Source organism: Dactylosporangium sp. NPDC000555, assembly GCF_040300025.1.
In the GTDB taxonomy this organism is placed as follows: Bacteria; Actinomycetota; Actinomycetes; order Mycobacteriales; family Micromonosporaceae; genus Dactylosporangium.
Genome location: NZ_JBEPDB010000090.1, coordinates 1 through 24,661, shown reverse-complemented (window position 1 = coordinate 24,661; position 24,661 = coordinate 1). Strand labels below are relative to the sequence as shown.

The window sequence follows — 24,661 nt, the reverse complement described above, 5'->3', positions numbered from 1 at the left end:
GCATGGACGCCGCCATCGAGGCGACCGGCCTCACGAAGTCCTACGGCAGGCTCGCGGTGCTCACCGGGGTGGACCTGCGGGTGCCCGCCGGCACGGTGTTCTGCCTGCTCGGCCCGAATGGCGCCGGCAAGACCACCACCGTGCGCATCCTCGCCACGCTCGTGCGCCCCGACGCGGGCACCGCCCGGGTCGCGGGCCATGACGTGGTCCGCGAGCGGCACCTGGTGCGCCGCGCGATCAGCCTCACCGGGCAGTACGCGGCCGTCGACGAGCTGCAGACCGGCGCCGAGAACCTACGGATGACGGCCCGGTTGTCCGGGCTGTCCCGGCGCGAGGCCCACCGGCGCGCCGCCGAGCTGCTGGAGCGCTTCGGGCTCACCGAGGCCGCGAACCGGCGCGCGGGCCAGTACTCCGGCGGCATGCGCCGCCGGCTCGACCTCGCCGCCGGGCTGACCGGGCGGCCCTCGGTGATCTTTCTGGACGAGCCGACCACCGGGCTGGACCTGACCAGCCGGCAGGCGATGTGGGACGTCATCGACGGGCTCGTCGGCTCCGGCACCACCGTCTTCCTCACCACGCAGTACCTGGAGGAGGCCGACCGCCTCGCCGCCCGCATCGCCGTCGTCGACCACGGCCGGGTGGTCGCCGAGGGCAGCCCGGCCGAACTCAAGCGGCGCTTCGGCGACCAGCGCCTCGACCTTGACCTGATCGACCGGGCCGCGTTCGACGCGGTCGCCGCGCGCCTCGGCGCCCGGGTCGTGCAGCGCGACGACGCCCGGCTCACCCTCGGCGTGACCACCGACGGCAGCGCCGCGCACGTGCGCTCCGTGCTCGACGAGATCGACCCCGCGGGCTCGGCGGTGCGCCGCTTCTACCTGCACAGCGCCACGCTCGACGACGTCTTCCTGTCCCTGACCTCCCGGAAGGAGCTCGCCGGTGTCTAGCACCGCGCTCACGCACTGGACCGTGCTCGGTGGCCGCTCGCTGCGCCTGGGCCGGCGCAACATCGAGGCGCTCGTCATGTCGGTCGCGCTGCCGGTCATGCTCATGATCGTCTTCGTGTACCTGTTCGGCGGCGCCCTGCGCGTCGGGACCGACTACGTGACGTACGTGGTCCCCGGCGTCATGCTGCTGTGCGTCTCGTTCGGCTCCGCGATGACCGCGGTCTCCGTCGCCAACGACCTCACCGAGGGCATCGTCGATCGGCTCCGCTCCCTCGACGTCGGCGGCGCGGCGCTGCTGTCCGGCCACGTCACCGCGAGCCTGGCCCGCAACGTGCTGTCCAGCGCGCTGGTCCTCGGCGTCGCGCTCGCCATCGGCTTCCGCCCGCGCGCCGACGCCGGCCAGTGGCTCGCCGCCGCCGGCATCCTGGTCATGGTCATCGCCGCGGTGTCGTGGCTCTCCGCCGCGCTGGGGCTGCTGGCCGGCTCGGCCGAGGCGGCGGGCGGCTACACGTTCGTGATCACCTTCCTGCCGTACGCCAGCAGCGCCTTCGTCCCGATCGACACCATGCCGTCGTGGCTACGCGGCTTCGCCGGCAACCAGCCGGTCACGCCGATCACGGAGAGCCTGCGCGGCCTGCTGCTCGACGAGCCGGTCGGCGCGGCGCCGTGGCGCGCGGTCGCGTGGTGCGCCGGGATCGTGCTCGTGTCGGTGGTCGCCGCGGGGGTACTGTTCCGCGCCAAGACCCGCGAATGACGGGCGTTTTGTCATAGTGTGATCCGATGCGCTCCCTGCTGGCCGCCGCCCTGCTCACCGGCCTGTGTCTCGGCTTGCCCGGGGTGGCGGCCCCGGCCCACGCCTGGGACCCGCCGTCCGGCGATATCCAAGGGGGAGGCCACGCGCAGGCCGGGGCGCATCGGGCCGAGGCCGGCGGGGTGCCTGGCCCGCAGTACACCGTCCGGGGCATCGACGTGTCCAGCCACGACCACAGCACCTTCAAGACCATCGACTGGGCGGCTCAGGCGGCTCAGGGCGTCTCCTTCGCCTACATCAAGGCGACCGAGACGAACAACTACATCAACCCGTACTTCGCCCGGGACATCGCCGACGCCAAGCGAGCCGGGCTGCTCGCCGGGGCGTACACCTTCGCCCGGCCCGACCACCGCGACCCGGTCGGCGACGCGAACATCTTCATCGACAACGCCGCCTGGGTGAACGACTCGCGGACCCTGGTGCCGTTCGTCGACCTCGAATGGCCGTACTTCAGCGGCATCGGCCCCTGCTACGACCTCGACCAGGCCGCCATGCGCGCCTGGATCCAGGCGTTCCTGGACCAGGTGCAGGTCCGCATCGGGCGCAAGGCGATGATCTACACGGCGGCGAGCTGGTGGAACCAGTGCGTCGGGACCACCACCCAGTTCGCCTCGTACCCGCTGGACGTGGCGAGCTGGAGCGGCACCGCGCCGAAGCTGCCCAACGGCTGGTCGCGGTGGACGCTGTGGCAGTACGCCGCCGGCGACAACCGGCAGCAGGGCAACTACGACAAGGACGTGTTCAACGGCGACCTCGACCAGCTACGCCGGCTGGCCGGGATCGACCCGCCGGAGCCGCTGATCGCGCGGCCGGCCGTCGTCACGCACGGCGCGACCGCGCAGGTGCAGGTGTACACCAACGCGGGCCACGGGCTGTCGCAGCGGTACTGGAGCCCCGGTTACGGCTGGTCGAGCTGGAGCAACTTCGGCGGCGGGATCGCCGGCACCCCCCACGTGCTGCAGAACCCGGCGGCCCGCACCGTCGAGGTCTACGCACGCACCCGGGACGGCCGGCTGGCGCAGAAGTACTGGCAGGGCGGACGGTGGTCGGGCTGGACCGATCTCGGCGGCAGCCTGGCCGGCGACCCGGTCGTGTTCTACAGCCCGCGGTACGGCTCGACGGAGATCTACGCCCGCGGCACCGACGGGCACCTGTGGCAGCGGTTCTACGCCGGCGGCTGGTCCGGCTGGAACGACCTGGGCGGCGACCTCGCCGGCGACCCGGCCGAGGTGCTCTACAACCCGACGTACGGCACCACGGAGATCTACGCCCGCGGCGCGAACGGCCAGCTGGTGCAGAAGTACTACGACGTGGGCTGGTCGGCCTGGAACGACCTGGGTGGCCGCCTCGCCGGCGACCCGGCCGTGTTCCGCAGCCCGGTGTGGGGCTCGACCGAGATCTACGCCCGCGGTCCCGGCGGGCGGCTGGTGCAGCGGTACTACGCGGGCGCGCAGTGGTCGGCGTGGAACGACCTCGGCGGTTCGATCACCGGCGATCCGGCGGTGTTCTACAACCCGCGCTACCGCTCGACCGAGATCTACGCGGTGTCCGGGCGCACCCTGGCGTACACCCTGGTCATGCCCGGCTGCGGCTGGACCCCGTGGACCGCGATCGGCGGCTCCCTCGACACCGACCCGGCCGTGATCCTCAACCCGTACACCGGCAACACCGAGATCTTCGCGGTGTCCGGCGGCAACCTGGTGACCCAACTGTGGCTGCCGGGCCAGGCGGTGTGGACGGGCTGGTCGACGATCATGACCAACCCGTCCTGACCGTTGCTCCGCCGACCACCGCTCCGCTGACCGCCGCGCTGCGCGGATCGGCGAGCGCCGTGTCGCGCGTGACAGCGCCGTGTCGCGCGTGACAGCGCCGTGTCGCGTGTGACACTGTCAGCGTTCGGGTGTCAGTAGGACGAGTGCCAGCGTGGCCAGCCGTGGTCGCCGGCCAGCTGGGACAGGCGCGAGCCGAGCATCAGTGCCGTCGCCGGCTCCAGACCCAGCAGGCGATGGTGGACCTGTTCGGCGATCTCCGGCGCACGATACTCCGCATGCTCCAGCAGTTGCAGTGTCACCGCCCACCAGTATCGATCCTCGTCGGTGGCGTGCGGCGCGCCCGCCCGGAACCACTCGGCCAGGCCGTCCAGCAGATCGTCACCGACACCGTCGGGGTCGGTCAGGCGTAGCGCGGCGCACACCCGTGCCACCACGTCGCCGTCCCAACCGCAAAGGTGCCCGCGCACCAGCGTGTGCAGCGAGGCGTGTCCCAGCGCACCGGCGGCGTCGATCTCCAGGGAGTACACGTTGTCCCGGGCCAGGCGCTCGTGCAGCACCGGCAGGGCACGGCTGTCGCGGCGGCGGGCCAGGCCCAGCAGCGCCTCGCAGCGCGTGTCGTCGTGCGGGTCGTCCAGGCGCGCCGCGAGCGCGTCACGGACCACCCGGTCGTCGACCTCCGACAGCTGGGTGCCGAGCGCGAAGCACGCCCAGTCGCGCACGTCCTCGTCGGCGTCGGCGCTGAGCCTGATCAGCGCGCGAACGGTGTCGCCGGGCTCGGCGTCGCCCAGGACGCTCGGCAGTGCCTGGGCCACGGCCCGCCGCACGCCGGCGTCGGGATGGCGGGCCAGCGGCAGCAGCAGCGGCAGTGCCGCGTCGTCGTAACACCATGCCACCGCCTCGGCGAGCTCGGCCGCCGACGTCATCGGGGCCTCCAGCAGCGCCGCGATCGTGCGCGCCGTCGGCTCGGTGTCGTCGACAGCATCCCGGAACGGCGCACTGTCACCGAACGAGGCACCGTCACCGAACGCGACACTGTCACCGAACACGACGCCGTCACCCAACGAGGCACCGTCAGCCGACGAGACACTGTCACCCAATCGAGCACCGTCACCGAACATGACACTCCCACCCAAGAGGGCACTGTCACCCAATGGGACGCCATCGCCCGACGCGACACTGTCACCCAATCGGGCACCGTCGCCGAACGCGACACTGTCACCCAATCGGGCACCGTCGCCGAACGCGACACCGTCACCCAATCGGGCACCGTCACTGAACACGACACCGTCACCCGACGAGGCACCGTCAGTCGACGAGACACTGTCGCCGAACAGGGCGCCGCCGCCGAACGTGACAGTGTCACCGAACGCGACGACATCTCGGAACGAGGCAGCGTCACCGAACGAGGTGGCGTCCGCGAACTCTCCGAAGGAAGCGCCATCACCGAAGGAAGCGCCATCACCGAAGGAAGCGCCATCACCGAAGGAAGCGCCATCACCGAAGGAAGCGCCATCACCGAAGGAAGCGCCATCGCCGAAGGAGCCGCCATCACCGATCTCGGCCGACGAGGCTGAGGACGGAGACGAGGACGGATCGAGGGACGAGGCGGACCCCGCCAGATCGGCCGGATCGGCGATCACCTCGGCCAGCGGGTTCAGGGCGAACCCGTCCAGGCCGTCCGGCAGCGCGTCGGCCGGGTCCCGCGCCGCCGGTACGAACAGCTCCGACGCCCGGGGGAACAGCCCGGACACGTCGGCGGGGCCACCGGGGCACGGGTCCGGCGGCTCGTCGGGCGCGGGTCGGGAGGACGCGAGGTCGCTCATCCACGAGAGTGTGCGCGCCTTCGCGGAGATCTTCCAGGGGGTTCGCCCCTCAGATGGACATCGAGGGCCGGCCGGGAACCGGCCTGTGATCTATCGTGAGTTCGGCATGTGCGGTTCGAGGAATCGGACGTGCGGGCCCGGATCATGGCGCACGGCATGCCTACCGAGCCCTGCTGCCGGGCGTCGCAAGGACGCTGACCACGGACGGGGTGGGACCGGCACAGAGCGGGCAAGCCGTTGCCGTCACGGCGATGATGAGCCTGCCGGCGCCCGCAGGTCTGCCCCCGGCCGAGACAACCAACTCATCGGGGAGTCAGGCATGGGCCTCATCCACATCGAGCTGTTCGCAACCCTCGACCTCGTCGGGCAGTCGCCCGGCGGCCGCGACGAGGACCCGGTGGGGTTCCCGTTCGGCGGCTGGCAGGCGCCCCTGGTGGACGAGGTCACCGGGGCACAGGTCGGCGCCGCGTACGAGGGCACGGACGCCCTCCTGCTCGGCCGTCGGACGTATGACATCTTCGCCGCCTACTGGCCGCACCAGGAGGGCGGCCAGGACAACGAGATCGCCACGCTCTTCAACAGCGTCCCGAAGTACGTGGCCTCCCGCGGCAGGCCCGACCTCTCGTGGGCCGGGTCCACGCGGCTCGGCCCGGATCTGGCCGGCGCGGTGCGCGAGATCCGTGACCGGCACGAGCACGTGAAGGTCGTCGGGAGCCTGAACCTGGTGCAGACCCTCCTGCGCGAGAAGCTCTTCGACCGGCTCGACCTCTGGGTGCACCCGATCGTGCTCGGCGTCGGGAAGAAGGTGTTCGACGGTGGCGCGGTGCCCACGAACATCACGCTCCTCGAACCGCCGGTGGCCGGTCCGAAGGGCACTGTGTACCTGCGCTACGGGCTCGCCGACGGCACGCCCGAGACGGGGGAGATGAGCGCACCCGATCGCGGTGCCAGGCGCGACGGCTGAAGCCGCCCGATGCCGTGAGCCGCCCCCGTGATCACTGCCACTCGTTCGCCGCCCGTTCCGCGGCAATAGACTTGCGGTCATGACACTGCGCGTCGTGGTCGTCGGCGGGGGCATTGCCGGGCTGGCCGCGGCGCACCGGTTGCGCACACTGCGCCCGGGGCTCGACGTGGTCGTGCTCGACCAGCGGGACCGGCCCGGCGGCAAGCTGTCCACCGGCACCCTGGCCGGCGGCCAGGTGGAGCGCGGCGCGGAGTCGTTCCTGGTCGGCGACCCGGCGGGCGGGCCGAGCGCGGCACTGCGGCTGGCCGAGGAGGTCGGCCTGGCCTCCGCGGTGGTCCACCCGGGACCGGCGCGCGCGGCCGTCGCCCTGGACGGCGGCCTGCGCGACCTCCCGTCGGGCACCCTGATGGGCATTCCTTTCAAAGCCCCGGATTCCGTACTCGATGTGCCGTCCGACTCTCCCCTGCTGCCCCCGGGCGGCGACGTCACGGTCGGCGGGCTGGTCCGCCCGCGCCGCGGCGACGCCGTCGTCGACCATTTCGTCGATCCCCTGCTGGGCGGGGTCTACGCCGGCCGCGCGGACCGTCTGTCACTGCGGATGGCACTGCCCGCGCTCGCGGCCGCGGCCGAGCGCGAGCCCACGCTGACCGGCGCGCTCGCGGAGGCAGTCGCCGCGAGCCGGCGCACTCCGGGCGCCCCCGTGTTCGGCACGATCGAGGGCGGCATGAGCCGGCTCGTCGACGCGGTCGCCGCGACCCTGCCGGACGTGCGCAGTGGCGTCACCGTGCGCGCCGTGCACCGCCAGGGCGGCGGCTGGCGGCTCACGCTCGGCTCAACCCGCGACGCCGAGACCCTCGACGCCGACGGCCTGGTCCTCGCCGTGCCGGCCGCGCCAGCCGCCCGGCTGCTCGCCGGCGTCGAGGGCGTCGAGCCGCTGCGGCTGGAATATGCCAGTGTCGCCCTCGTCGCCCTGGCACTGCCGGAAACGAAGCTGCCCGACCTGTCCGGGTTCCTGGTGCCGGCGACGGAGGGCCTGGCGGTCAAGGCCGTCACGTTCTTCGACCGCAAGTGGGCGCACCTGCGACGCCCCGGCGTGACCGTGCTGCGCGCCTCCGTGGGCCGCTTCGGCGACGAGGAGCAACTGCGGCGCACCGACGGCGCCCTGGTCGAGGTCGTGCGCCGCGAGGTCGCGCGGCTCATCGGCGTGGACGCGCTGCCGGACGAGCTCGACCGGGGCGTCTTCCGCTGGGGCGGGGCGCTCCCGCAGTACCAGCCGCATCATCGAGACCGGGTGAGCACGCTGCGCGAAGGCCTCGACGCGCACCCGGCGATCGCCGTGGCCGGCGCGGCCTACGACGGCGTCGGCATTCCGGCGTGCGTCACGTCCGGCCGCACCGCCGCCGAGGCGGTGCTCGCGAAGCTGGAAGGATAGGCACATGACGACCACGAACGCCGCACGCATCCGCGAGCTCAACGACACCATTCGGTACACCATGTGGTCGGTCTTCCGGCTCGCCACCCCGTACGGCGCGGACGACCGGGACGCGACCCAGGTGGCCGCGTTCCTCGCCGACCTGGCCGCCAAGGACGTCGTGGTGCGCGGCACGTACGACGTGGCCGGCCTGCGCGCCGACGCCGACCTCATGATCTGGTGGCACGCGCCGAGCGCCGAGGCCCTCCAGGAGGCGTACGCCGGGTTCCGCCGCACCGACGTCGGCCGGCGCATGGAACCCGTTTGGTCGCAGATGGCGCTGCACCGCCCGGCGGAGTTCAACAAGAGCCACGTCCCCGCGTTCCTGGCCGACGAGCACGCCCGCGAGTGGGTGTGCGTCTACCCGTTCGTGCGCTCGTACGAGTGGTACCTGCTGCCGGACGAGGAGCGCCGCGGGATGCTCGCCGAGCACGGCCAGCAGGCCCGCGGCTTCCCGGACGTGCGCGCCAACACCGTGGCGAGCTTCGCCCTGGGCGACTACGAGTGGATGCTGGCCTTCGAGGCCGACGAGCTGCACCGCATCGTCGATCTGATGCGTGAGCTGCGCGCCTCCCGGGCCCGCCGCCACGTACGCGAGGAGGTCCCCTTCTACACCGGCCGCCGCCGCGACATCGCCGACCTGGTGGCGAACCTCCCGTAGTCACCGGCGGGCCCCGCCGCGGCTGAGGGGGCCGGCGGTCAGGAGTGCAGGGCCGTCACGCCCGGCGGGGGGAGGCCGGCGGTCGACGCGAGCAGGGCGCACCAGGCGTGCACGTGTGCCTGCATGTCGTCGTCGGTCGGGGTCCACGAGGCGCGGATCTCGATGTCCGCCGCGGCCGGGGGGCCGGCCAGATCGCCGAAGCGGGTGGACATGGTCTGTGTGACAGTGCCGCCGATCGCCGTGTACGCCGCGCTGTGGCCGTCCAGCGCGTCCACCAGCCAGCTCCAGCCCACGCCCGGCAGGAGCGGGTCGGTGGCCAGCTCCGCCTCGAGTTCGGCCGTCACGTACGTCACAAGTCGCATCGTGCCGTCCCACGCCTCGTGGCCGGCGGGGTCGTGCAGCAGGATCAGCCGGCCGGTGGCCACCTCGTCGCCGTGGCGCAGGACCGTGCCGCTGATCGCGTGGGCGTACGGTGCCAGCCGCTGCGGGGCCGGGACCTCCTCGAGCGTGATCTCCGGCCGGGTGGTCACGGCGCGCAGCTCCTCCACCGCCCGGGTGAATGTGGGCGGAGTCGCGGTAGATGGCGCCATAACGGAAGACTAAGACCGAAACAAGCGCAGGGGGTGCCGCCGCGCCGCCGCCGCACACTGAGTGAAACGATGGGGTCGCTATGGACGACACGACGAAGCTGTTGCTACGCGCCGCGCGCGGCGAGGCCGTACCGCACGCCCCGGTCTGGTTCATGCGCCAGGCGGGCCGATCCCTGCCCGAATACCGCGCGCTGCGCGCCGGCATCGGGATGCTGGAATCCTGCCGCCGGCCCGACCTCGTCTGCGAGATCACCCTCCAGCCGGTACGCCGGCACGGGGTGGACGCCGCGATCCTGTTCAGCGACATCGTGGTGCCGCTGCAGGCCGCCGGCATCGACCTGGACATCGTCGCCGGCACGGGCCCCGTGGTGGCGAACCCGGTGCGCACGATGGCCGACGTCGAGGAGATCCGCGAGCTGGACCCGGCCGCCGTGGGCTTCATCGCCGAGGCGATCCGCCTGCTGCTGGCCGAGCTGGACCGCACGGCCCTGATCGGCTTCGCCGGCGCGCCGTTCACCCTGGCCAGCTACCTCGTGGAGGGCGGTCCGTCCCGCCACCACGCCAAGACCAAGGCCCTGATGTACGGCGCACCCGACGTCTGGCACGCCCTGTGCGCCGCGCTGGCGGACATCACCCGCACGTTCCTGCAGGTCCAGATCGACGCCGGCGTCGATGCGATCCAGCTGTTCGACTCCTGGGCCGGCGCCCTGTCGGAGGCCGACTACCGCCGCTACGTCCTCCCCCACTCGCGGGCGGTCCTCGACGGCATCGTCGGGAAGATCCCGAAGATCCATTTCGGCGTCGGTACCGCGGAGCTGCTGCCCGCCATGGCCGAGGCCGGCGCCGACGTCGTCGGCGTGGACTGGCGCACGCCCCTGGACGTGGCCGCCGGCCGGGTCCCCGGCAAGGCCCTGCAGGGCAACCTGGACCCGTGCGTCCTGCTGGCCCCGTGGGAGGTCGTCGAGCAGGAGGCCCGCCGCGTGCTGGCCGAGGGCACGAAGGCCCATGCCCACATCTTCAACCTGGGCCACGGCGTGCTCCCGGAGACCGACCCGGACATCCTCACGCGCCTGGTGGACTTGATCCACTCGACCTGACCGTCACCGGCGCGCGACCCTGCCGACATGGATCAGGGCCGGCACCCGCTCGGGGGCCGGCCCTGATCACTTGGAGCCGAAGCGTTGGCGCGTGCCGCGTCAGATCCCGAGGATCACCCGCGCCTCATTGCAGGGCTTGTCCGCCTCCTTGAACTTGCTCTGGTAGGTGGCCTTGTCGTTCTCGTAGGCGGCCGCCAGCGCGTCCAACAGCAGCGTCAGGCACTTGCCGACGACATCGCGCTGGCGCTTGGCCTCCGTGCTGTCGGCCTGGGTGCCGCGCAGGTCCTGCTGGGACTTCGTGAGCTCGTCGGCCTTGGCCTTCAGGTCGCTGCGGGTCTGCTCGAGGTCCTTGTTGGACGTGTCCAGGGATGTCTGGCGCTGGGCCGACTGGGTCTCCGAGCTGGTGAGCTTGTTCGACTTGTCGACGTACAGGCCGACGAAGACGCCCGCGGCGATGACCGCCAGCGCGAGCAGGCTGGCCAGCAGCGGGACCGCCACGCCGCGCTTCTTCGGGGGCTCGATCGGCGGGTAGGCCGTCGGCTGGCCGGGCAAGCCGACGATCGGCGGGCCCGAGACCGGTCCGTACGCGGTTGGCGGGCCGGACATCGGCGGGCCCGACATGGGCGGCGCGGACATGGGGGGCGCGGCCATGGGCGGCACCGGCTGGTGGACCGGGGACGTGGGCGGCGCGGAGACCGACGGGTCGAGGCTGTAGGAGGCCTCGCCGTAGGTCGGCAGCTGCGTGGTGCTCTGGTCGTGCACCGGCTGGGGCTGCTGCGGCACGGGCTGGCCGTACTGGGGCGCCGGCTGCTCGCCGTAACCCGGGGCCGGGGGCGGGTACGCACCGGCCGGAGCGTTGGGGTTGGGGTAGCCGTATCCCTCGTTCGGGTTCCCCTGTGGGCTACCGGGGTATGTCACATCTTCCTCCTGGTGGTCCCGGCCGGGCAGCGCCCCGGCGGGGGTCATACGGCCGGCGCTCCGGGTTGCGCCGGCTGTGAAGCACCCCGGCGGGGCCGGGACGGATGGACTCGTGCGGCGAGGGGATCAGCAGACGCTCGGGACGGTGTCGCACACCACGGAGATCGGGATGGCGAGGCCGATGCCCTCGGCCTGCTGGGCCTTGAGCGTGGCGACGCCCACGACCTCCTTCTTGGCGTTGAACACGGGGCCGCCGGAGTTGCCGGGGTTGATGGCCGCGTCGAACTGCATCAGGGACTCGCCGCCGAGGGTGCGGAAGGCGCTCACGACGCCGGTGGTGACGGTGTCCTCGAGGCCGAGCGGGGAGCCGATGACGAGGACCGGCTCGCCGACCTTCGGCACGGCCGAGGCGGGCACGAGGCGCGTGAACTCCTCGTCGGTGCGCAGCACGGCGAGATCCTTGTCGGGGTGGACCTCGACGATCTTGGCGGGGAAGCGCTGGTCGGTGCGCTCCAGGCTGACGTTCTTCTCGCCCCTCTGGTAGGACTCGGCGACCACGTGGTAGTTGGTGATCAGGTCGGTGCCGCCGCCGGCGGGGGCCTTGCCGAGGGCGAAGCCGGTGCCGGTGGCGTATTTGGTGGCGACCCGGAACACGCTGGGGCGCACGCTCGCGGCGACCTCGGCGGCGTCGAGGCTGCTGCCGGTCTTCTGCTCGAGCTTGTCGGCACGGTCCTCGAGGGCCTTGAGCCGGGAGGCGTCGCCGGCCTGCGCGGTCTTGGCGGCGGCGTCGGCCCGCTCGACCCGCTTCTCCAGGTCGACGATGAAGGCGGCCTGCACGCCCACGACGATCAGCAGCAGGATCGCGAGCACCATGGCGATCGCGCCGAGCGGGCTGCGGCGGGTGGCGGCCGGCGCGGGCGGCACGCTGTGCGGCGGCATCGGCGGCGCCGACGGCACCGGCAGGGGCCAGGAGCCGGTCGGCTGCGGGGCGGCCTGCTGCGGCGGGATCGAGCCGGTCGGCGCGGGGCCGCTGACGGTGGCGGCCGGAGTGGCAACTGCGGGGATGGCGGCCGTGGGGATGGTACCGGTGACCGCCGGGAACGAGCCGGTCGAGGTCATCCTGGGAGGAAGTGGGCCGCGTCGTTCCGGGTCGTCACCGTTGCCGGCCGCTTGGCGCGGGTGGCCGTGGTCATACGAATCGGAACTGCCGGAAGCCACCGGGTTGGAGGGGTCATACCCGGCCGTCATGCTTCTCGTTTCCTTCCTGTCACGGTTCGACCCGTTTCGACGGACACGTGCACCTCAGCGGGAGGTCGTCCGGCGACACGGCCATCACCCTAGACCGCCTGCACAAGCCCCGCGACCTCCGAGGCAACCACGCGACACATCCGGTCGCCCACGCACGCGAACCGTACCGGCAACCACCCCTGTCTGTCCGTCCCGTGCCGCGCCCCGAACGCACCCCGGAGATCCCAAGAACGCCGACGCGCCGGACCGGCTGCACCGAGGGACCTATGGCGCAACGTACGGTTGTCGCGTGACCGACGAACCCCCCCTGCGGCGTCGGGACGAGGAGCCAGACAGTCCGGACAATCCGGACGCAAAGACCGAGCCCGTCCTGTTGACCGCCCCCCTAGACGGGACCCCGGAGCCGATCGCGGACCGGGCCGAGCTGGCGCGCGCCGTCGAACGGTTCGCCAAAGGCACCGGCCCGGTGGCCGTGGACGCCGAGCGCGCCTCCGGCTACCGGTATACCCACCGCGCGTACCTGGTGCAGCTGCGCCGCGCCGGCTCCGGAACCGTGCTGATCGACCCGCTGCCGTTCGGCCAGCTGCCGGAGCTCGACGAGGTGATCTCCCCCACCGAGTGGATCCTGCACGCTGCGAGCCAGGACCTGCCGTGCCTGACCGAGCTCGGGCTGCGCCCCACCCGGCTGTTCGACACCGAGCTCGCGGCCCGGCTGTGCGGGTTCGAGCGGGTCGGGCTGGCGGCGCTGACGGAGTCGCTGCTGGGGTACACCCTGGAGAAACACCATTCCGCGGCGGACTGGTCGACGCGGCCGCTGCCGCCGGCCTGGCTGACCTACGCGGCCCTGGACGTCGAGCTGCTGCTGCAGCTGCGCGACACGCTCGCCGAGGAGCTGGCCCGGCAGGGCAAGACCGATTGGGCGGCGCAGGAGTTCGCCGCGCTGGTCGCCTCCGCCGGCGACCCGCCGCGGGTGCGCGCCGACCCGTGGCGGCGCACCTCAGGCATCCACCGGGTGCGCGGCGCCCGCGCCCTGGCCCGCGTGCGGGCGCTGTGGACGGCTCGGGACGAGATCGCCCAGCGCCGCGACGCGAGCCCCGGCCGGGTCCTCGCCGACGCCGCGATCATCGCCGCCGCCGAGGCCGACCCGAAGGACGAGCGGTCGCTGCTGGCCCTGGCCGGGTTCGGCGGGCGCTCGGTGCGCCGGCTCGCCCCGACGTGGCTGAGCGCACTGTCCGACGCCCGCGCGCTGCCGGACCGGGAGCTGCCCACGACCCCGCCGTCTGAGGGGCCGCCCCCGCCGCACCGGTGGGCGGAGCGCGACCCGGTCGCCGCGGGGCGCCTGGCCAGGTGCCGGGAGCTGGTGACCGGGCTGGCGTCCGCGCACCAGCTGCCCCCGGAAAACCTGATAACCCCGGATTCGGTACGCCGCCTGGCCTGGTCGCCGCCCGAGGAGCTCACGGAGGACGCCGTCGCCGCGGTGCTCTCCGGCTACGGGGCGCGCCCGTGGCAGGTGGCGCTGGTGACACCGGGACTGACGAGCGCGTTGAAACCGGCACCGTGACACTGACCGACAAACACATCGAAAAAGGGACGAACGCCCTGTAATCACCATCATGACGTCGTGAAGGGGTTCACAGCACCGGGCGACTTACCGGCGAGTAACATTGCCGGTAACTCGTTGCTAGGAGGACTCCCGTGCCCCGTGCTGTCCGCGACGTCGTCTTCGTCGACGGCGTGCGCACCCCGTTCGGCAAGGCCGGTGGGATGTATGCCAACACCCGAGCCGATGACCTCGTCATCCGCTGCGTCCGGGAGCTGCTGCGGCGCAACCCGCAGCTGCCGCCGGAGCGCGTCGACGAGGTCGCCATCGCCGCCACCACGCAGACCGGCGACCAGGGCCTGACCATCGGGCGCACCGCCGCCCTGCTGGCCGGGCTGCCCAAGAGCGTGCCCGGCTACGCGATCGACCGCATGTGCGCGGGCGCGCTGACGGCGGTCACCACCGTCGCCGGCGGCATCGCGTTCGGCGCCTACGACGTGGCCATCGCCGGCGGCGTCGAGCACATGGGCCGCCACCCGATGGGCGAGGGCGTCGACCCCAACCCGCGCATCCTCGCGGAGAAGCTCGTCGACCCGTCCGCGCTGGTCATGGGCTCGACCGCGGAAAACCTGCACGACCGGCTGCCCGGCATCACCAGGGAGCGGGCCGACCGGTTCGGCTACGCCTCGCAGGTGCGGACCGCCGCCGCGTACGCCGCCGGCAAGCTGCAGCCGGACCTGGTCAGCGTGGCCACCCGCGACCCGGAGGCGGGCTGGGGCCTGGCCACCGTCGACGAGGCGCCCCGCGAGACCAGCCTGGAGAAGCTCGCCACGCTCAAGACGCCGTTCCGCCCGCACGGCCGGGTCACCGCGGGCAACGCGGCCGGCCTCAACGACGGCGCGACCGCCGCGATCATCGCCGCCGAGGACGTGGCCCGCGAGCTGGGCCTGCCGGTCGGCATGCGACTGGTGTCCTACGGCTTCGTCGGCGTCGAGCCCGAGGTCATGGGCTACGGCCCGGTGCCCTCCACCGAGAAGGCGCTGCGCCTGGCCGGGCTCACCATCGACGACATCGGCCTGTTCGAGCTCAACGAGGCCTTCGCCGTGCAGGTGCTGGCGTTCCTCGACCACTTCGGCATCGCCGACGACGACCCGCGGGTCAACCAGTGGGGCGGCGCGATCGCCGTCGGCCACCCGCTCGCCTCCTCGGGCGTGCGGCTCATGACGCAGCTGTCGCGGCAGTTCGCCGAGCGGCCCGACGTGCGCTACGGCCTCACCGCCATGTGCGTCGGCATCGGCATGGGCGCGTCGGTGATCTGGGAGAACCCCAACTGGGAGGGCGGCAAGTGACCACCACGGATGCCGGGACGCTGACAAACCCGAACGAGGTCGTGACCAGGGCGCTGCTGCGCTTCATCACCCTGCCCGGCCGCGAGCGGGCCGCGCTCATCACGCTCGACAACGGCTTCGACCACACCAAGCCCAACTCGTTCGGCCCGGCCGGCCTGGCCTCCCTGGAGGCCGCGATCGACGAGGCGGTCGCCGCGGCGCCGAAGTTCATCGCGCTGACCGGCAAGCCGTACATCTTCTGCGTCGGCGCCGACATCACCGGCATGCCGCTGCTGACCAGGCGAGAGCAGGCGCTGGAGCTCGGCCGGTACGGTCACCGCGTCTTCCGCAAGCTGCGCGACTCGGCCGTGCCGACGTTCGCGTTCATCAACGGCGCGGCGATGGGCGGCGGGCTGGAGGTGGCGCTGCACTGCCACTACCGGACCGTCTCCTCCGGCGCCGCGGCCCTCGCCCTGCCCGAGGTCGCGATCGGCCTGGTGCCCGGCTGGGGCGGCACGCAGCTGCTGCCAAACCTCATCGGCATCGCCCCGGCCGCGCAGGTCATCCTGCAGAACCCGCTCACCCAGAAGCAGCTCAGGCCGGCCCAGGCGCACGAGCTCGGCATCGCCGACGCGATCTTCGAGCCCGCCGACTACCTGGAGCACTCCCTGGCCTGGGCCGAGGGCGTGGTGGACGGCGAGATCACCGTCACCCGGCCGGAGATCGACCGGGACATGTGGGACGGCGTGCTGTACTTCGCCAGGCACCAGCTCGACGAGCGGCTGCACGGCGCGGTCAACAGCGCCAACCGGGCGCTCGAGCTGCTGGCGCTGGCCAAGGACGCGACGTTCTCCGACGGCACCGCGGCCGAGGACGAGGCCCTCGCCGACCTGATCATGGGCGACCAGGCCCGGGCCAGCCTCTACGCGTTCGACCTGGTGCAGCGGCGCGCGAAGCGGCCCGCGGGCGCGCCGGACGCCGGCCTGGCCCGCGACGTCACCAAGGTCGGCATCGTCGGCGCCGGCCTCATGGCCTCCCAGCTGGCGCTGCTGTTCGTGCGCCGGCTCGAGGTACCGGTGGTGCTCACCGACCTCGACCAGGAGCGCGTCGACAAGGGCGTCGGCTACGTCCACGCCGAGATCGACAAGCTCGTGTCGAAGGGGCGCCTCGACGCCGGCAAGGCGGCGAAGTACCGGGGCCTCGTCGGCGGCTCGGTCGACAAGGCCGCCTTCGCCGACGCAGACCTCGTGCTCGAGGCCGTGTTCGAGGACCTCAAGGTCAAGAAGCAGGTGTGGGCCGAGGTCGAGGCGATCGTCCGCGACGACTGCGTGCTGGCCACCAACACCTCGTCGCTGTCGGTCACCGAGCAGGCCGCCGAGCTCGCCCACCCGGAACGGGTCGTCGGGCTGCACTTCTTCAACCCGGTCGCGATGATGCCGCTGCTGGAGATCGTGCGGGCGGCGCAGACCGACGACGCCACCCTCGCCACCGCCTTCGCCGTCGGCAAGGCGCTGAAGAAGTCCTCGGTACTGGTCAAGGACGCCCCGGCGTTCGTGGTCAACCGGCTGCTGACCCGCTTCCTCGGCGTGGTCACCGCCGCCGTCGACAACGGCACGCCAATCGCCGACGCCGACGCCGCGCTCGACCCGCTCGGCCTGCCGATGCGCCCGATGGCGCTGCTGAGCATGGTCGGGCCGGCCGTCGCGCACCACGTGGCGGAGACCCTGCACCACGCGTTCCCGGACCGCTTCGGCGTCTCGGCCAACCTCGCCAGGGTCGTCGGGGCGGGCAAGCGCGGCTTCACCGACGCCGAGGGCAACCCCGACCCCGAGGTCGTCGCCCTGCTCGAGGTCGGCGACTCCCCGTCGACCGCCGAGCAGCTGCGGGCCGAGGCGACCGAGGCCCTCGCCCGCGAGATCCGGCTCATGCTCGACGAGGGCGTCGTCGCCGACCCACGCGACATCGACCTGTGCATGATCCTGGGCGCCGGGTGGCCGTTCCACCTCGGCGGCGTCACCCCGTACCTGGACCGGGAGGGTATCTCGGAACGGGTCACGGGCGCGCGGTTCCTGCCGGAAGGCGCGGCAAACGCCCCGAGAGAGTGACAATGTCCCGATAAATCGGATCCCGGACCCCGCCCGCGCCTAGCGTTGGCGGGGTTCGTGGTCCCCCCGGCCCGAGCGCACGAACCAGCTCGCCCCGGGGGTGCACCATGCGCAAAACGATCATCGTCCTCGCCGCCGTCGCCGCCGTACTGACACCCCCGGTCAGCGCTCACGCCGCCACAACGGCCACGGTCGTCTCACCCAAGCGCCCGCTGAACGTGCGGGCCGGCGCGGCCGTGTGGACCACGTCGCTGCGCACCCTGCCCCACGGCGCCACGGTCGAGATCGACTGCCAGATCAAGGGCCAGCTCATCAACCAGGGTCCGGTGCGCGTCACCGACCAGTGGAACCGGCTCACCGACGGCGCCTACGTCAGCGACGCGTGGGTCCGGCGGGCACCCGGGGTACAAATCCCGGCTTGTGCCCAGGCGACGGCGGCGCCGGCCGCCCCCGCGGCCCCGGCCACCCCGACCGCCCCGGCCACCGCGGCCATCCCGGGCACCGTGGCGTCCGGGGCGACCCCGCTGCGGACCCGCAGCGGCCCGGCCCGCACCGCGCAGGTGCTCGGCACGCTGAGCAACGGCACGCCGCTGTCGATCGTGTGCCAGCTGCGCGGCGAGTCGATCGCCGGCGCGGTGCGCTCCACCGACATGTGGGACCGGCTGACCAGCGGCGTCTACGTGTCCGACGCCTACGTGCGCCGCGAGGCGACCCCACCCGCCTGCACCGCCGCCCCGGCCGCGCCCGCGCCGGGAGCCGGGGCCGGCCCGTGGGTGAGCCCGCTGCCCGGGTTCACCGCGCGGCCGGGCTTCCGCACGCCGACCAACCCCAACCACGTCGGCGTCGACATCATGAGCTTCGTCGGTACCCCGATCCAGGCCGCCGCCGCGGGCACCGTCGTCGAGGTGACCTGCAACATCGAGGCCGGGCACAGCTGCGACCAGCCCGGCAGCGCGTCCATCCGCGGCTGCGGCTGGTACGTGAAGCTGCAGCACGCCGACGGGATCTCCACCCTGTACTGCCACATGGTCCGCCGCGGCGTCGTGCCACCCGGCCAGAAGGTCGCCGCCGGGCAGGTCATCGGATACGTCGGCAGCTCCGGCAACTCCTCCGCGCCGCACCTGCACTTCGAGGTCCACGTGAACACCCCGCCGACGTCACCGGGCAACGCGATCGACCCGCTGCCGTTCATGCGCGCGCACGGCGCCCCCATCGGCTAGACATGTAACCCCCATGGGGGTATACAGGGGGTATGCCAAAAATCAACGTGTACCTTCCCGACGAGCTGGCCGAGGCCGTCCGGGAGGCCGGCGTGCCCGTCTCCGCCGTCTGCCAGCGCGCCCTGGAGCAGGCGGTGCGGCGGATCACCGCGATCCGCGAGACCGTCCTCGGCGACCTCGACGACGCCGCCCTCGCCGCGCGGCTGCCCGGCTTCACCGCGCGGGCGCGCACCGCGCTGCGCCTGGCCGCCGACCGAGCCGCCGACCCGGCCGGCGCGGCCGGCGACGCCGCGGTCGGCACCGGGCACGTGCTCGACGGCCTCGTCGCCGAGGGTGGCAACCTGGCCCTGCACGTGCTGCGGGCGATGGAGATCGAGCCGGACCGGATCGTGCGCGAGCTCGCCGACCAGCCGCTCGCCGAGGCCGGCGGCGCCGACGCCGCGCGGCACTTCACCGCCCCGGCCGCCGGCGCTCTCGAGCTGGCGGTCACCGAGGCGACCGCGCTCGGGCACAACTACGTCGGCTGCGAGCACCTGCTGCTCGGGCTCGTCGCCGAGCCCGACGGCGCGGGCGGCCGGCTGCTGCGCTCGCTCGGCGCCGAGCTGCGCCTGACCCGCCGGGCGGTCGCCGCCGCCCTGGCCGGATACGTGCACCTGCGGGCCACCCAGGCCGCCGCCCAGGCCGGCCCGCCCGCCGCCGACCCCGTCATGGCGGCGCTCACCGCGCTGACGGAGCGCATCGAGCGCCTGGAACGGCGGGACCGGCAGGACCAGCAGGAGCGGCGGGACACCGCATGACACGGCGCGTGCTGCTGCTGGCCACCAAGGACACGATCGCGCAGGGGCACGGATCCGTCGCCGCCGGCGCGGAGCTGCTCGCCACGATCCCGGCCGACCGGCTCGCCGCGGACGTCGCCGTCGAGGACGTCCTCGCCGAGCCCGGCTGGGACATGACCCCGGGCACGATGCTCGCCCTCGCGCGCCGGGCCCGCGCCGCGATCGCCGAGGACGGCTTCGACGGCGTCGTCGTCACGCACGGCACCGACACCCTGGAGGAGACCGCGTACCTCGCCGACCTGCTCGCCGGGCCGGCCGCCGCGCGGGGCACGATCGTGCTCACCGGCGCGACCCGGGCTCTCGACGAGCTGTCCAGCGACGGGCCGCGCAACCTCGCCGCGGCGATCGCCGCCGCCGCCGACCCCGCGCTCGCCGGGGCCGGCGCGGTCGCCTGCCTCAACGACGAGCTGCACGCGGCCCGCTGGGTCACCCTGGCCGACGCCGCCGGCGTGGCCGCGTTCTCCTCCGCGCCGCACCCGCTGCTCGGCCGCGTGACCGGCGGCAAGGCCGGCGAGGGGGTCGAGCTGCTCGCCGCCCCGCCGCCGCGCCCGCCTGACCCGCGCGGCGACCCGGAGACCGACGTCGCCCTGATCAAGACGTATCCGGGCATCGACGGGGGGCTGCTCACCGCCGTGGTCGACGCCGGGGCGCACGGCGTGGTGCTGGAGGGCACCGGCATGTTCAACGTGCCGGCCTCGCTGCTGGCCACCATCAGCGACCTCACCGAGTGGGACATCCCGGTGGTCGTCGCCTCCCGGTGCCGCACCCGCCCGGTCTCTCTCGACGCGCTGCCGCTCGGCACCGGCCTGGCCGGCGGCGTCGGCGCGATCGGTGCCCGCGGCCTCGCCCCCGCCAAGGCCCGCGCCGCCCTCATGGTCGCCCTCGGCGCGGGCGGCGTCGCGGCCGTCCGCGACTACTTCGACCGGCTCTGAACGAACCGAACTCATGGTCGCCCTCGGCGCGGGCGGCGGCGCGGCCGCCCGCGACTACTTCGACCGGCTCTGAACGAACCGAACTCCGCGGAAAGCGATAGCCCGCGTCAGGCCGCGGGCCGCACCGCCGCCGTGCCGCTGAGCACCGGGGTGACCGCGGCGGCGGGCAGCGACACGGTGACCTCGAGGCCGCCGCCCTCCAGCGCGACCGCGCTGACCCCGCCGCCGTGCGCCTCGCAGACCGCCCGCACGATCGACAGGCCAAGCCCGGTGCCACGGGCCCCGGTGCGCTCCCGCCCGCCGCGGCGGAACGGCTCGAACAGCGCCGGCAGATCGGCCGGCTCGACCTCGAAGCCGGTGTTGCCCACGACGAGCCAGGCGAGGGTGTCGTCGGTGCCGGTGCGCACCCAGATGCGCCCGGCGAGGTGGTTGTAGCGGACCGCGTTCTCGATGAGGTTGCCGGCCAGCCGCTCCAGCAGGCCCGGGTCGCCGACCACGTTGGCCGGGGTCAACTCGGTGCTGACGCCGAGGTTGAGCCGCTGGATCTCCTTGCCCATCGCCGACAGCGCCACGGTGACCCCGGTGGCCAGATCGGTGCTCACCTTGCGGCCGAGGCGCCGGCCGGCCTGCGCCTCGGTGCGGGCGAGCAGCAGCAGCGACTCCACGAGCGCGTTGGCGCGCATGGAGGCGTCGCGGACCACGGTCGCCATCCGCCGGTACTCCTCGACGTCGGCCTCGGGGTCGTCGAGGGTCACGTCGACCTCGGTGCGCATCACGGCGAGCGGGGTGCGCAGCTCGTGCGAGGCGTTGGCGACGAACCGCTTCTGCGTCTCGAACGCCGCCGTGATCCGGTCCAGCATCGCGTCGAAGGTCTTCGCCAGCTCCGAGACCTCGTCGTCGGCGCCGTCGTAGTTGATCCGGGCGTCGAGCGACTCGCCGGACAGCCGCTGGGCGGTGCTGGTGACCTTCTGCAGCGGCCGCAGCGCCCGCCCGGCCACGACGTAGGCGCCGGCGACCCCGACCGCGCCGATGAGCAGCAGCGCCAGGCTGCCGCGGGTGAGCAGCTCCCACTCGGCGGAGTCGACGAGCTCGGTCTGCCAGGTGTGCGCGTCGACCTCGGTGCCGTTCTCCAGCACCACCCGGGTGCCGGGCTGCAGCTGGTCGGCGGGCTTCAGCGCGCCGTCGACGAGGATGTAGGCGAGCACGACCAGCACCAGCCCGGCCCCGACGAGCAGGATGCCGTTGAGCAGCGTGAGCCGCAGCCGCAGCGTGGGGCGGAACACGGCGGCGCGGCGCGCGTCGTAGATGGTCATCGGTCGGGCCTCACCGGGGTGTTCTGGTCCGGTACCCGGCGCCGACGACGGTCTCGATGAGCGCCGGCTCGCCGAGCTTCTTGCGCAGGGTCATCATCGTCACCCGCACGGTGGTGGTGAACGGGTCGGCGTTGGCGTCCCAGACCCGCTCCAGCAGCTCCTCGCTGGACACCACCGCGCCGCGGGCCTTGAGCAGCTCCTCCAGTAGGCCGAACTCCTTGCGGGTCAGGTCCAGCGGCTGCCCGCCGCGGGTGGCGACCCGCTTGGCCTGGTCGAGCTCCAGGTCGCCGATGGTGAGCACCGGCGGCGCGGCCGGGGTGGCCCGCCGGCCCAGCGCCTGCACCCGGGCGACGAGCTCGTCGAACGCGAACGGCTTCGGCAGGTAGTCGTCGGCGCCGATCTGCAGCCCCTCGACCCGGTCGGCGACGCTGCCGCTGGCGGTCAGCATCAGCACCCGGGTCAGCGCGCCCGAGGCGACCAGGTCGGCGCAGATCTCGTCGCCGTGCACGCCCGGCAGGTCCCGATCGAGCACCACGACGTCGTAGCGGGTGACCATCGCCATCTCGTGCCCGCTCGTCCCGTCGTATGCGACGTCGACGGCCATGCCCTGCCGCCGCAGTCCCCGCACGATCGCGTCGGCGAGGTTCGCCTCGTCCTCGATCACCAACACGCGCACGCTTCACCCCTCAAGCCGAGTCGCACCCGAGCCCAGATCCGAGCCAGTCTCGTGCCGGGGACGTGAAGTCCCCGTGAAAGCACCGTTCGAGCCAATGTAGCTACCCGGGCAACCGCCACGGGCATACCTAGCCGCCCGCGATCACCGGCAGCCTCCAGACAGTCAGATCTCCGACCACGCCGCAGGCGACGACGCCGCCACCGGTGACGCACGCCGGCTGACTGGCCCAGGTCTCGCTCCGGCCGAAGACCGCGATCCGCCCGGACACCGGGTCGAGCAGCCCGACCACGGTGACCCGCTGCCGCTCGTCGCGCCGCCACACCACGACCCGCCCGCCGCGCGCCTGGATGGCGTGCCAGCCGTCGAGGCGGTGCCGTGGCGCGCCGGTGCGCCCGTCGACGACCAGCAGGTCCGGCCGCGGAGACCCGTTCGTGCCGAGGCGGCCGAGCACCAGGTAGCCCCCGGCGCCGCCGAAGATCAGGTCGTACGTCTCGACGCGCCACACCCGCTCGCCGGTGCCCGCGTCGAGAGCCGCCAGCCCGTTGCCGTCGCGGACGCACCAGCGCCCCGGCGCACAGCCGGTGAGCGCCGCGTACCGCTGGCTGTCCACCTGCCACAGCCGCCGGCCGGTGTTCAGGTCGAACACGTCGGCGCCGGACCCGAGGGTGCGGACGACGGCGACCTGCCCGGCGCGCGCTCCGGGCTGCGACATGCCCCCGGCCCCCTCGTCGCCGAGTTCGAAGTATTCGACGGCGTCCGAGCGCTCGATCCGGTAGGTGCGGGCGAGCGCCCCGGAGACCGGGTCGTACACGCGCAGCGTGCCGTCCGGGTCCAGCACGCTGAGTGAGCTCAGCCAGTACGGGTCGCGGTGGTCGCGGCCGTAGGAGATCTGCGAGCCGGCCGGCACGCTCAGCGTCCACGCCACCTCGCCGGTGTGCGGGTCGACGGCCAGCCAGCTGCCCGGCAGGAGCGGCTTCAGGTCGGTCCACGACCGGTACCCGCTGAGGTCCCTCAGGAGCAGCCGGCCTTCGGTCGTGCCGGCCATGCCCGCCCCGCCGCGGCGCCACAGCTCGGCGCCGGTGCGCGCGTCGCGCACCACCACGGCGCTCGTCGCCGGGGCGTGATCGCCGTACTCGCTGGTCAGCACCACCACGCCCGCGTCGGCGAAGGCGAGCTGCTGGCCGTCCTCCAGCTCGGTGCTCCACAGCACGGCGCCCCCGGCCGCGTCGTGGGCGTCGAGCCGGTGGGGGCCCTCCCCCATGGACCGCATGACGAACAGCCGCCCCCCGCCCAGGGCCGCGTTGAAGACCCCGAGCCCGACGTGCAGCACCGGCCCGCCCGCGGCCGCGTCGGCGACCGGCAGCCCCGCGGCGAGCGCGGCGACGAGCAGCAGCGCGACCAGGCGCGTCCCCGCACCCGCGCGGCGTCGCGGCCGCGGCGTGTCCGGCGGCGCCCACGGCCCAGCCAGTCCGAGGTCGATGACGACCGGCTCGGACCCGGTCACGGCCGCCTCCACACGGTCAGGGTGCCGCCGGCGGTACAGGCGACGACGCCCGCCCCGGTGACGCACCTCATCCCGTGGTACGTGGGGACGCGTCCGAGCACGGCGACCCCGCCGGAGCTCGGGTCGTAGACCCCGACGAGCGCGTCGCGGCGATCTGGGTCCGGCCACGTCACGAAGACCGTCCGGCCGAAGCCCCACGTGTACCAGCCGCCGAGGCGGTGCCGCACCGCGCCGGTGCGCCCGTCGACCGCGAGCACCACCGGCTCGTGCGACGGCGCCGCGGACGTGCCCAGCCCGCCGAGGACGACGATGTCGCCGGTCAGCCCGAATACGTTTTTGTACTCCGCGACGCGCCAAACCTGCTCGCCGGTGCCCGCGTCGTAGGCCCACAGGCCCTGCCCGTCGGCGCCGCACCAGCGCCCGGGCGCGCAGGCGAACAGGGGCGTGTAGAACGCGACGTCACCCTGCCACAGCAGCCGCCCGGTGCCCCGCTCGTAGGCGCCGACGGTGGCCTGCCTGGCCGCCGTGGCGACGACCACCTGCGCGGCGCTGGTCGTGTAGTCGTACACCGGGCCGGACCGGTCCAGCCGCTCCCGGCGTATGACCGCGCCGGTGGCCAGGTCGTGCGTCTGCAGCACGCCGTCCGGGCCGAGCTGGGTCAGCGACTCCAGCCGGCCTCCGCCGCCGTCGAGCTCGCGCAGCTCGACCCTCGCCCCGGCCGGCACGGTCACCGTCCACGCCGCCGCGCCGGTGCGCTCGTCGACGGCGACCAGCGGGGCCTCGGCCAGCGGGGCCGGCGGCTCGCCGCCGCCGGCCCCGCCGGCCCCCCCCGCGGGGGCGGCCGGGGCCGGCAGGGAGATACGTCCGCCGGGCGCCCCCCCGTCCACCCCCCCGGCGACGAGATCGGA

The 24,661-nt window shown here is 73.6% G+C and carries 22 protein-coding genes; 14 read left to right on the top strand and 8 right to left on the bottom strand.

The features are described from left to right. The first annotated feature begins 2 nt into the window (after positions 1 to 2). Genes ABT297_RS35950 through ABT297_RS35940 form a run of 3 tightly spaced genes read left to right on the top strand, consistent with a single transcriptional unit; the run spans position 3 to position 3,527 of the window. Positions 3 to 944 (top strand): ATP-binding cassette domain-containing protein, encoded by a 942-nt coding sequence (locus ABT297_RS35950; protein ID WP_350556955.1) that lies wholly within the window; start codon positions 3 to 5, stop codon positions 942 to 944. Beyond that, entirely contained in the window at positions 937 to 1,698 is a 762-nt protein-coding gene (locus ABT297_RS35945; protein WP_350556954.1) for an ABC transporter permease, read from the top strand. The genes ABT297_RS35950 and ABT297_RS35945 overlap by 8 nt, the downstream gene beginning before the upstream one ends. A 26-nt stretch (positions 1,699 to 1,724) precedes the next feature. Further along, on the top strand, positions 1,725 to 3,527 hold the full coding sequence (locus ABT297_RS35940; protein WP_350556953.1) for a DUF8189 domain-containing protein: 1,803 nt from the start codon (positions 1,725 to 1,727) through the stop codon (positions 3,525 to 3,527). A gap of 131 nt (positions 3,528 to 3,658) precedes the next feature. Here ABT297_RS35940 and ABT297_RS35935 read toward each other — a convergent pair whose 3' ends face one another. Then, positions 3,659 to 4,450: a HEAT repeat domain-containing protein gene (locus ABT297_RS35935; RefSeq protein ID WP_350556952.1), complete on the bottom strand. Its 792-nt coding sequence runs from the start codon at positions 4,448 to 4,450 to the stop codon at positions 3,659 to 3,661. On the opposite strand from ABT297_RS35935, the gene ABT297_RS35930 reads away from it, so the two are divergent. From ABT297_RS35930 to hemQ, 4 genes are all read left to right on the top strand, one after another. Further along, entirely contained in the window at positions 4,364 to 5,101 is a 738-nt protein-coding gene (locus ABT297_RS35930) for a hypothetical protein (RefSeq protein ID WP_350556951.1), read from the top strand. The genes ABT297_RS35935 and ABT297_RS35930 overlap by 87 nt on opposite strands. A gap of 568 nt (positions 5,102 to 5,669) precedes the next feature. Continuing rightward, entirely contained in the window at positions 5,670 to 6,314 is a 645-nt protein-coding gene (locus ABT297_RS35925) for a dihydrofolate reductase family protein (RefSeq protein ID WP_350556950.1), read from the top strand. A gap of 79 nt (positions 6,315 to 6,393) precedes the next feature. After that, on the top strand, positions 6,394 to 7,746 hold the full coding sequence (hemG, locus tag ABT297_RS35920) for a protoporphyrinogen oxidase (protein ID WP_350556949.1): 1,353 nt from the start codon (positions 6,394 to 6,396) through the stop codon (positions 7,744 to 7,746). 4 nt (positions 7,747 to 7,750) lie between these two features. Next, a complete protein-coding gene (gene hemQ / locus ABT297_RS35915) occupies positions 7,751 to 8,446 on the top strand; it encodes a hydrogen peroxide-dependent heme synthase (RefSeq protein WP_350556948.1) in 696 nt (231 codons plus the stop codon). A 38-nt stretch (positions 8,447 to 8,484) separates the two neighbouring features. On the opposite strand, the gene ABT297_RS35910 is transcribed toward hemQ, so the two are convergent. Next, a complete protein-coding gene (locus ABT297_RS35910) occupies positions 8,485 to 9,036 on the bottom strand; it encodes a DUF3000 domain-containing protein (protein WP_350556947.1) in 552 nt (183 codons plus the stop codon). An 80-nt stretch (positions 9,037 to 9,116) separates the two neighbouring features. On the opposite strand from ABT297_RS35910, the gene hemE reads away from it, so the two are divergent. Further along, the gene (hemE, locus tag ABT297_RS35905; RefSeq protein WP_350556946.1) at positions 9,117 to 10,133 is read left to right on the top strand and encodes a uroporphyrinogen decarboxylase; all 1,017 of its coding nucleotides are present in this window, start codon (positions 9,117 to 9,119) and stop codon (positions 10,131 to 10,133) included. Positions 10,134 to 10,232: 99 nt separating this feature from the next. Here the strand turns inward: hemE and ABT297_RS35900 are convergent, their stop codons facing one another. Next, on the bottom strand, positions 10,233 to 11,051 hold the full coding sequence (locus tag ABT297_RS35900) for a hypothetical protein (RefSeq protein ID WP_350556945.1): 819 nt from the start codon (positions 11,049 to 11,051) through the stop codon (positions 10,233 to 10,235). Between the two features lie 126 nt (positions 11,052 to 11,177). Beyond that, the gene (locus tag ABT297_RS35895) at positions 11,178 to 12,170 is read right to left on the bottom strand and encodes a S1C family serine protease (RefSeq protein ID WP_350556944.1); all 993 of its coding nucleotides are present in this window, start codon (positions 12,168 to 12,170) and stop codon (positions 11,178 to 11,180) included. Between the two features lie 436 nt (positions 12,171 to 12,606). Between ABT297_RS35895 and ABT297_RS35890 the strand changes: the two genes are divergently transcribed. The 6 genes from ABT297_RS35890 to ABT297_RS35865 all read left to right on the top strand — a co-directional run bounded on the left by ABT297_RS35890 (position 12,607) and on the right by ABT297_RS35865 (position 20,260). Continuing rightward, entirely contained in the window at positions 12,607 to 13,860 is a 1,254-nt protein-coding gene (locus tag ABT297_RS35890) for an HRDC domain-containing protein (protein ID WP_350556965.1), read from the top strand. A gap of 134 nt (positions 13,861 to 13,994) precedes the next feature. Continuing rightward, the gene (locus ABT297_RS35885; protein WP_350556943.1) at positions 13,995 to 15,188 is read left to right on the top strand and encodes a thiolase family protein; all 1,194 of its coding nucleotides are present in this window, start codon (positions 13,995 to 13,997) and stop codon (positions 15,186 to 15,188) included. Next, positions 15,185 to 17,272 (top strand): 3-hydroxyacyl-CoA dehydrogenase NAD-binding domain-containing protein, encoded by a 2,088-nt coding sequence (locus tag ABT297_RS35880; protein WP_350556942.1) that lies wholly within the window; start codon positions 15,185 to 15,187, stop codon positions 17,270 to 17,272. The genes ABT297_RS35885 and ABT297_RS35880 overlap by 4 nt, the downstream gene beginning before the upstream one ends. 107 nt (positions 17,273 to 17,379) lie before the next feature. Further along, a complete protein-coding gene (locus tag ABT297_RS35875) occupies positions 17,380 to 18,492 on the top strand; it encodes a peptidoglycan DD-metalloendopeptidase family protein (RefSeq protein ID WP_350556941.1) in 1,113 nt (370 codons plus the stop codon). Positions 18,493 to 18,524: 32 nt separating this feature from the next. Continuing rightward, the gene (locus ABT297_RS35870; protein WP_350556940.1) at positions 18,525 to 19,289 is read left to right on the top strand and encodes a Clp protease N-terminal domain-containing protein; all 765 of its coding nucleotides are present in this window, start codon (positions 18,525 to 18,527) and stop codon (positions 19,287 to 19,289) included. Further along, positions 19,286 to 20,260 (top strand): asparaginase, encoded by a 975-nt coding sequence (locus tag ABT297_RS35865; RefSeq protein ID WP_350556939.1) that lies wholly within the window; start codon positions 19,286 to 19,288, stop codon positions 20,258 to 20,260. Before ABT297_RS35870 ends, ABT297_RS35865 begins: the two co-directional genes overlap by 4 nt. Positions 20,261 to 20,367: 107 nt before the next feature. Here the strand turns inward: ABT297_RS35865 and ABT297_RS35860 are convergent, their stop codons facing one another. The 4 genes from ABT297_RS35860 to ABT297_RS35845 all read right to left on the bottom strand — a co-directional run. Beyond that, positions 20,368 to 21,573: a sensor histidine kinase gene (locus ABT297_RS35860; RefSeq protein ID WP_350556938.1), complete on the bottom strand. Its 1,206-nt coding sequence runs from the start codon at positions 21,571 to 21,573 to the stop codon at positions 20,368 to 20,370. Between the two features lie 10 nt (positions 21,574 to 21,583). Continuing rightward, positions 21,584 to 22,249 (bottom strand): response regulator transcription factor, encoded by a 666-nt coding sequence (locus tag ABT297_RS35855; protein WP_350556937.1) that lies wholly within the window; start codon positions 22,247 to 22,249, stop codon positions 21,584 to 21,586. A 127-nt stretch (positions 22,250 to 22,376) separates the two neighbouring features. Further along, a complete protein-coding gene (locus tag ABT297_RS35850) occupies positions 22,377 to 23,753 on the bottom strand; it encodes an outer membrane protein assembly factor BamB family protein (protein ID WP_350556936.1) in 1,377 nt (458 codons plus the stop codon). Next, on the bottom strand, positions 23,750 to 24,661 hold a 912-nt coding region (locus ABT297_RS35845; protein WP_350556935.1), incomplete at its 5' end, for an outer membrane protein assembly factor BamB family protein. The genes ABT297_RS35850 and ABT297_RS35845, both read right to left, overlap by 4 nt.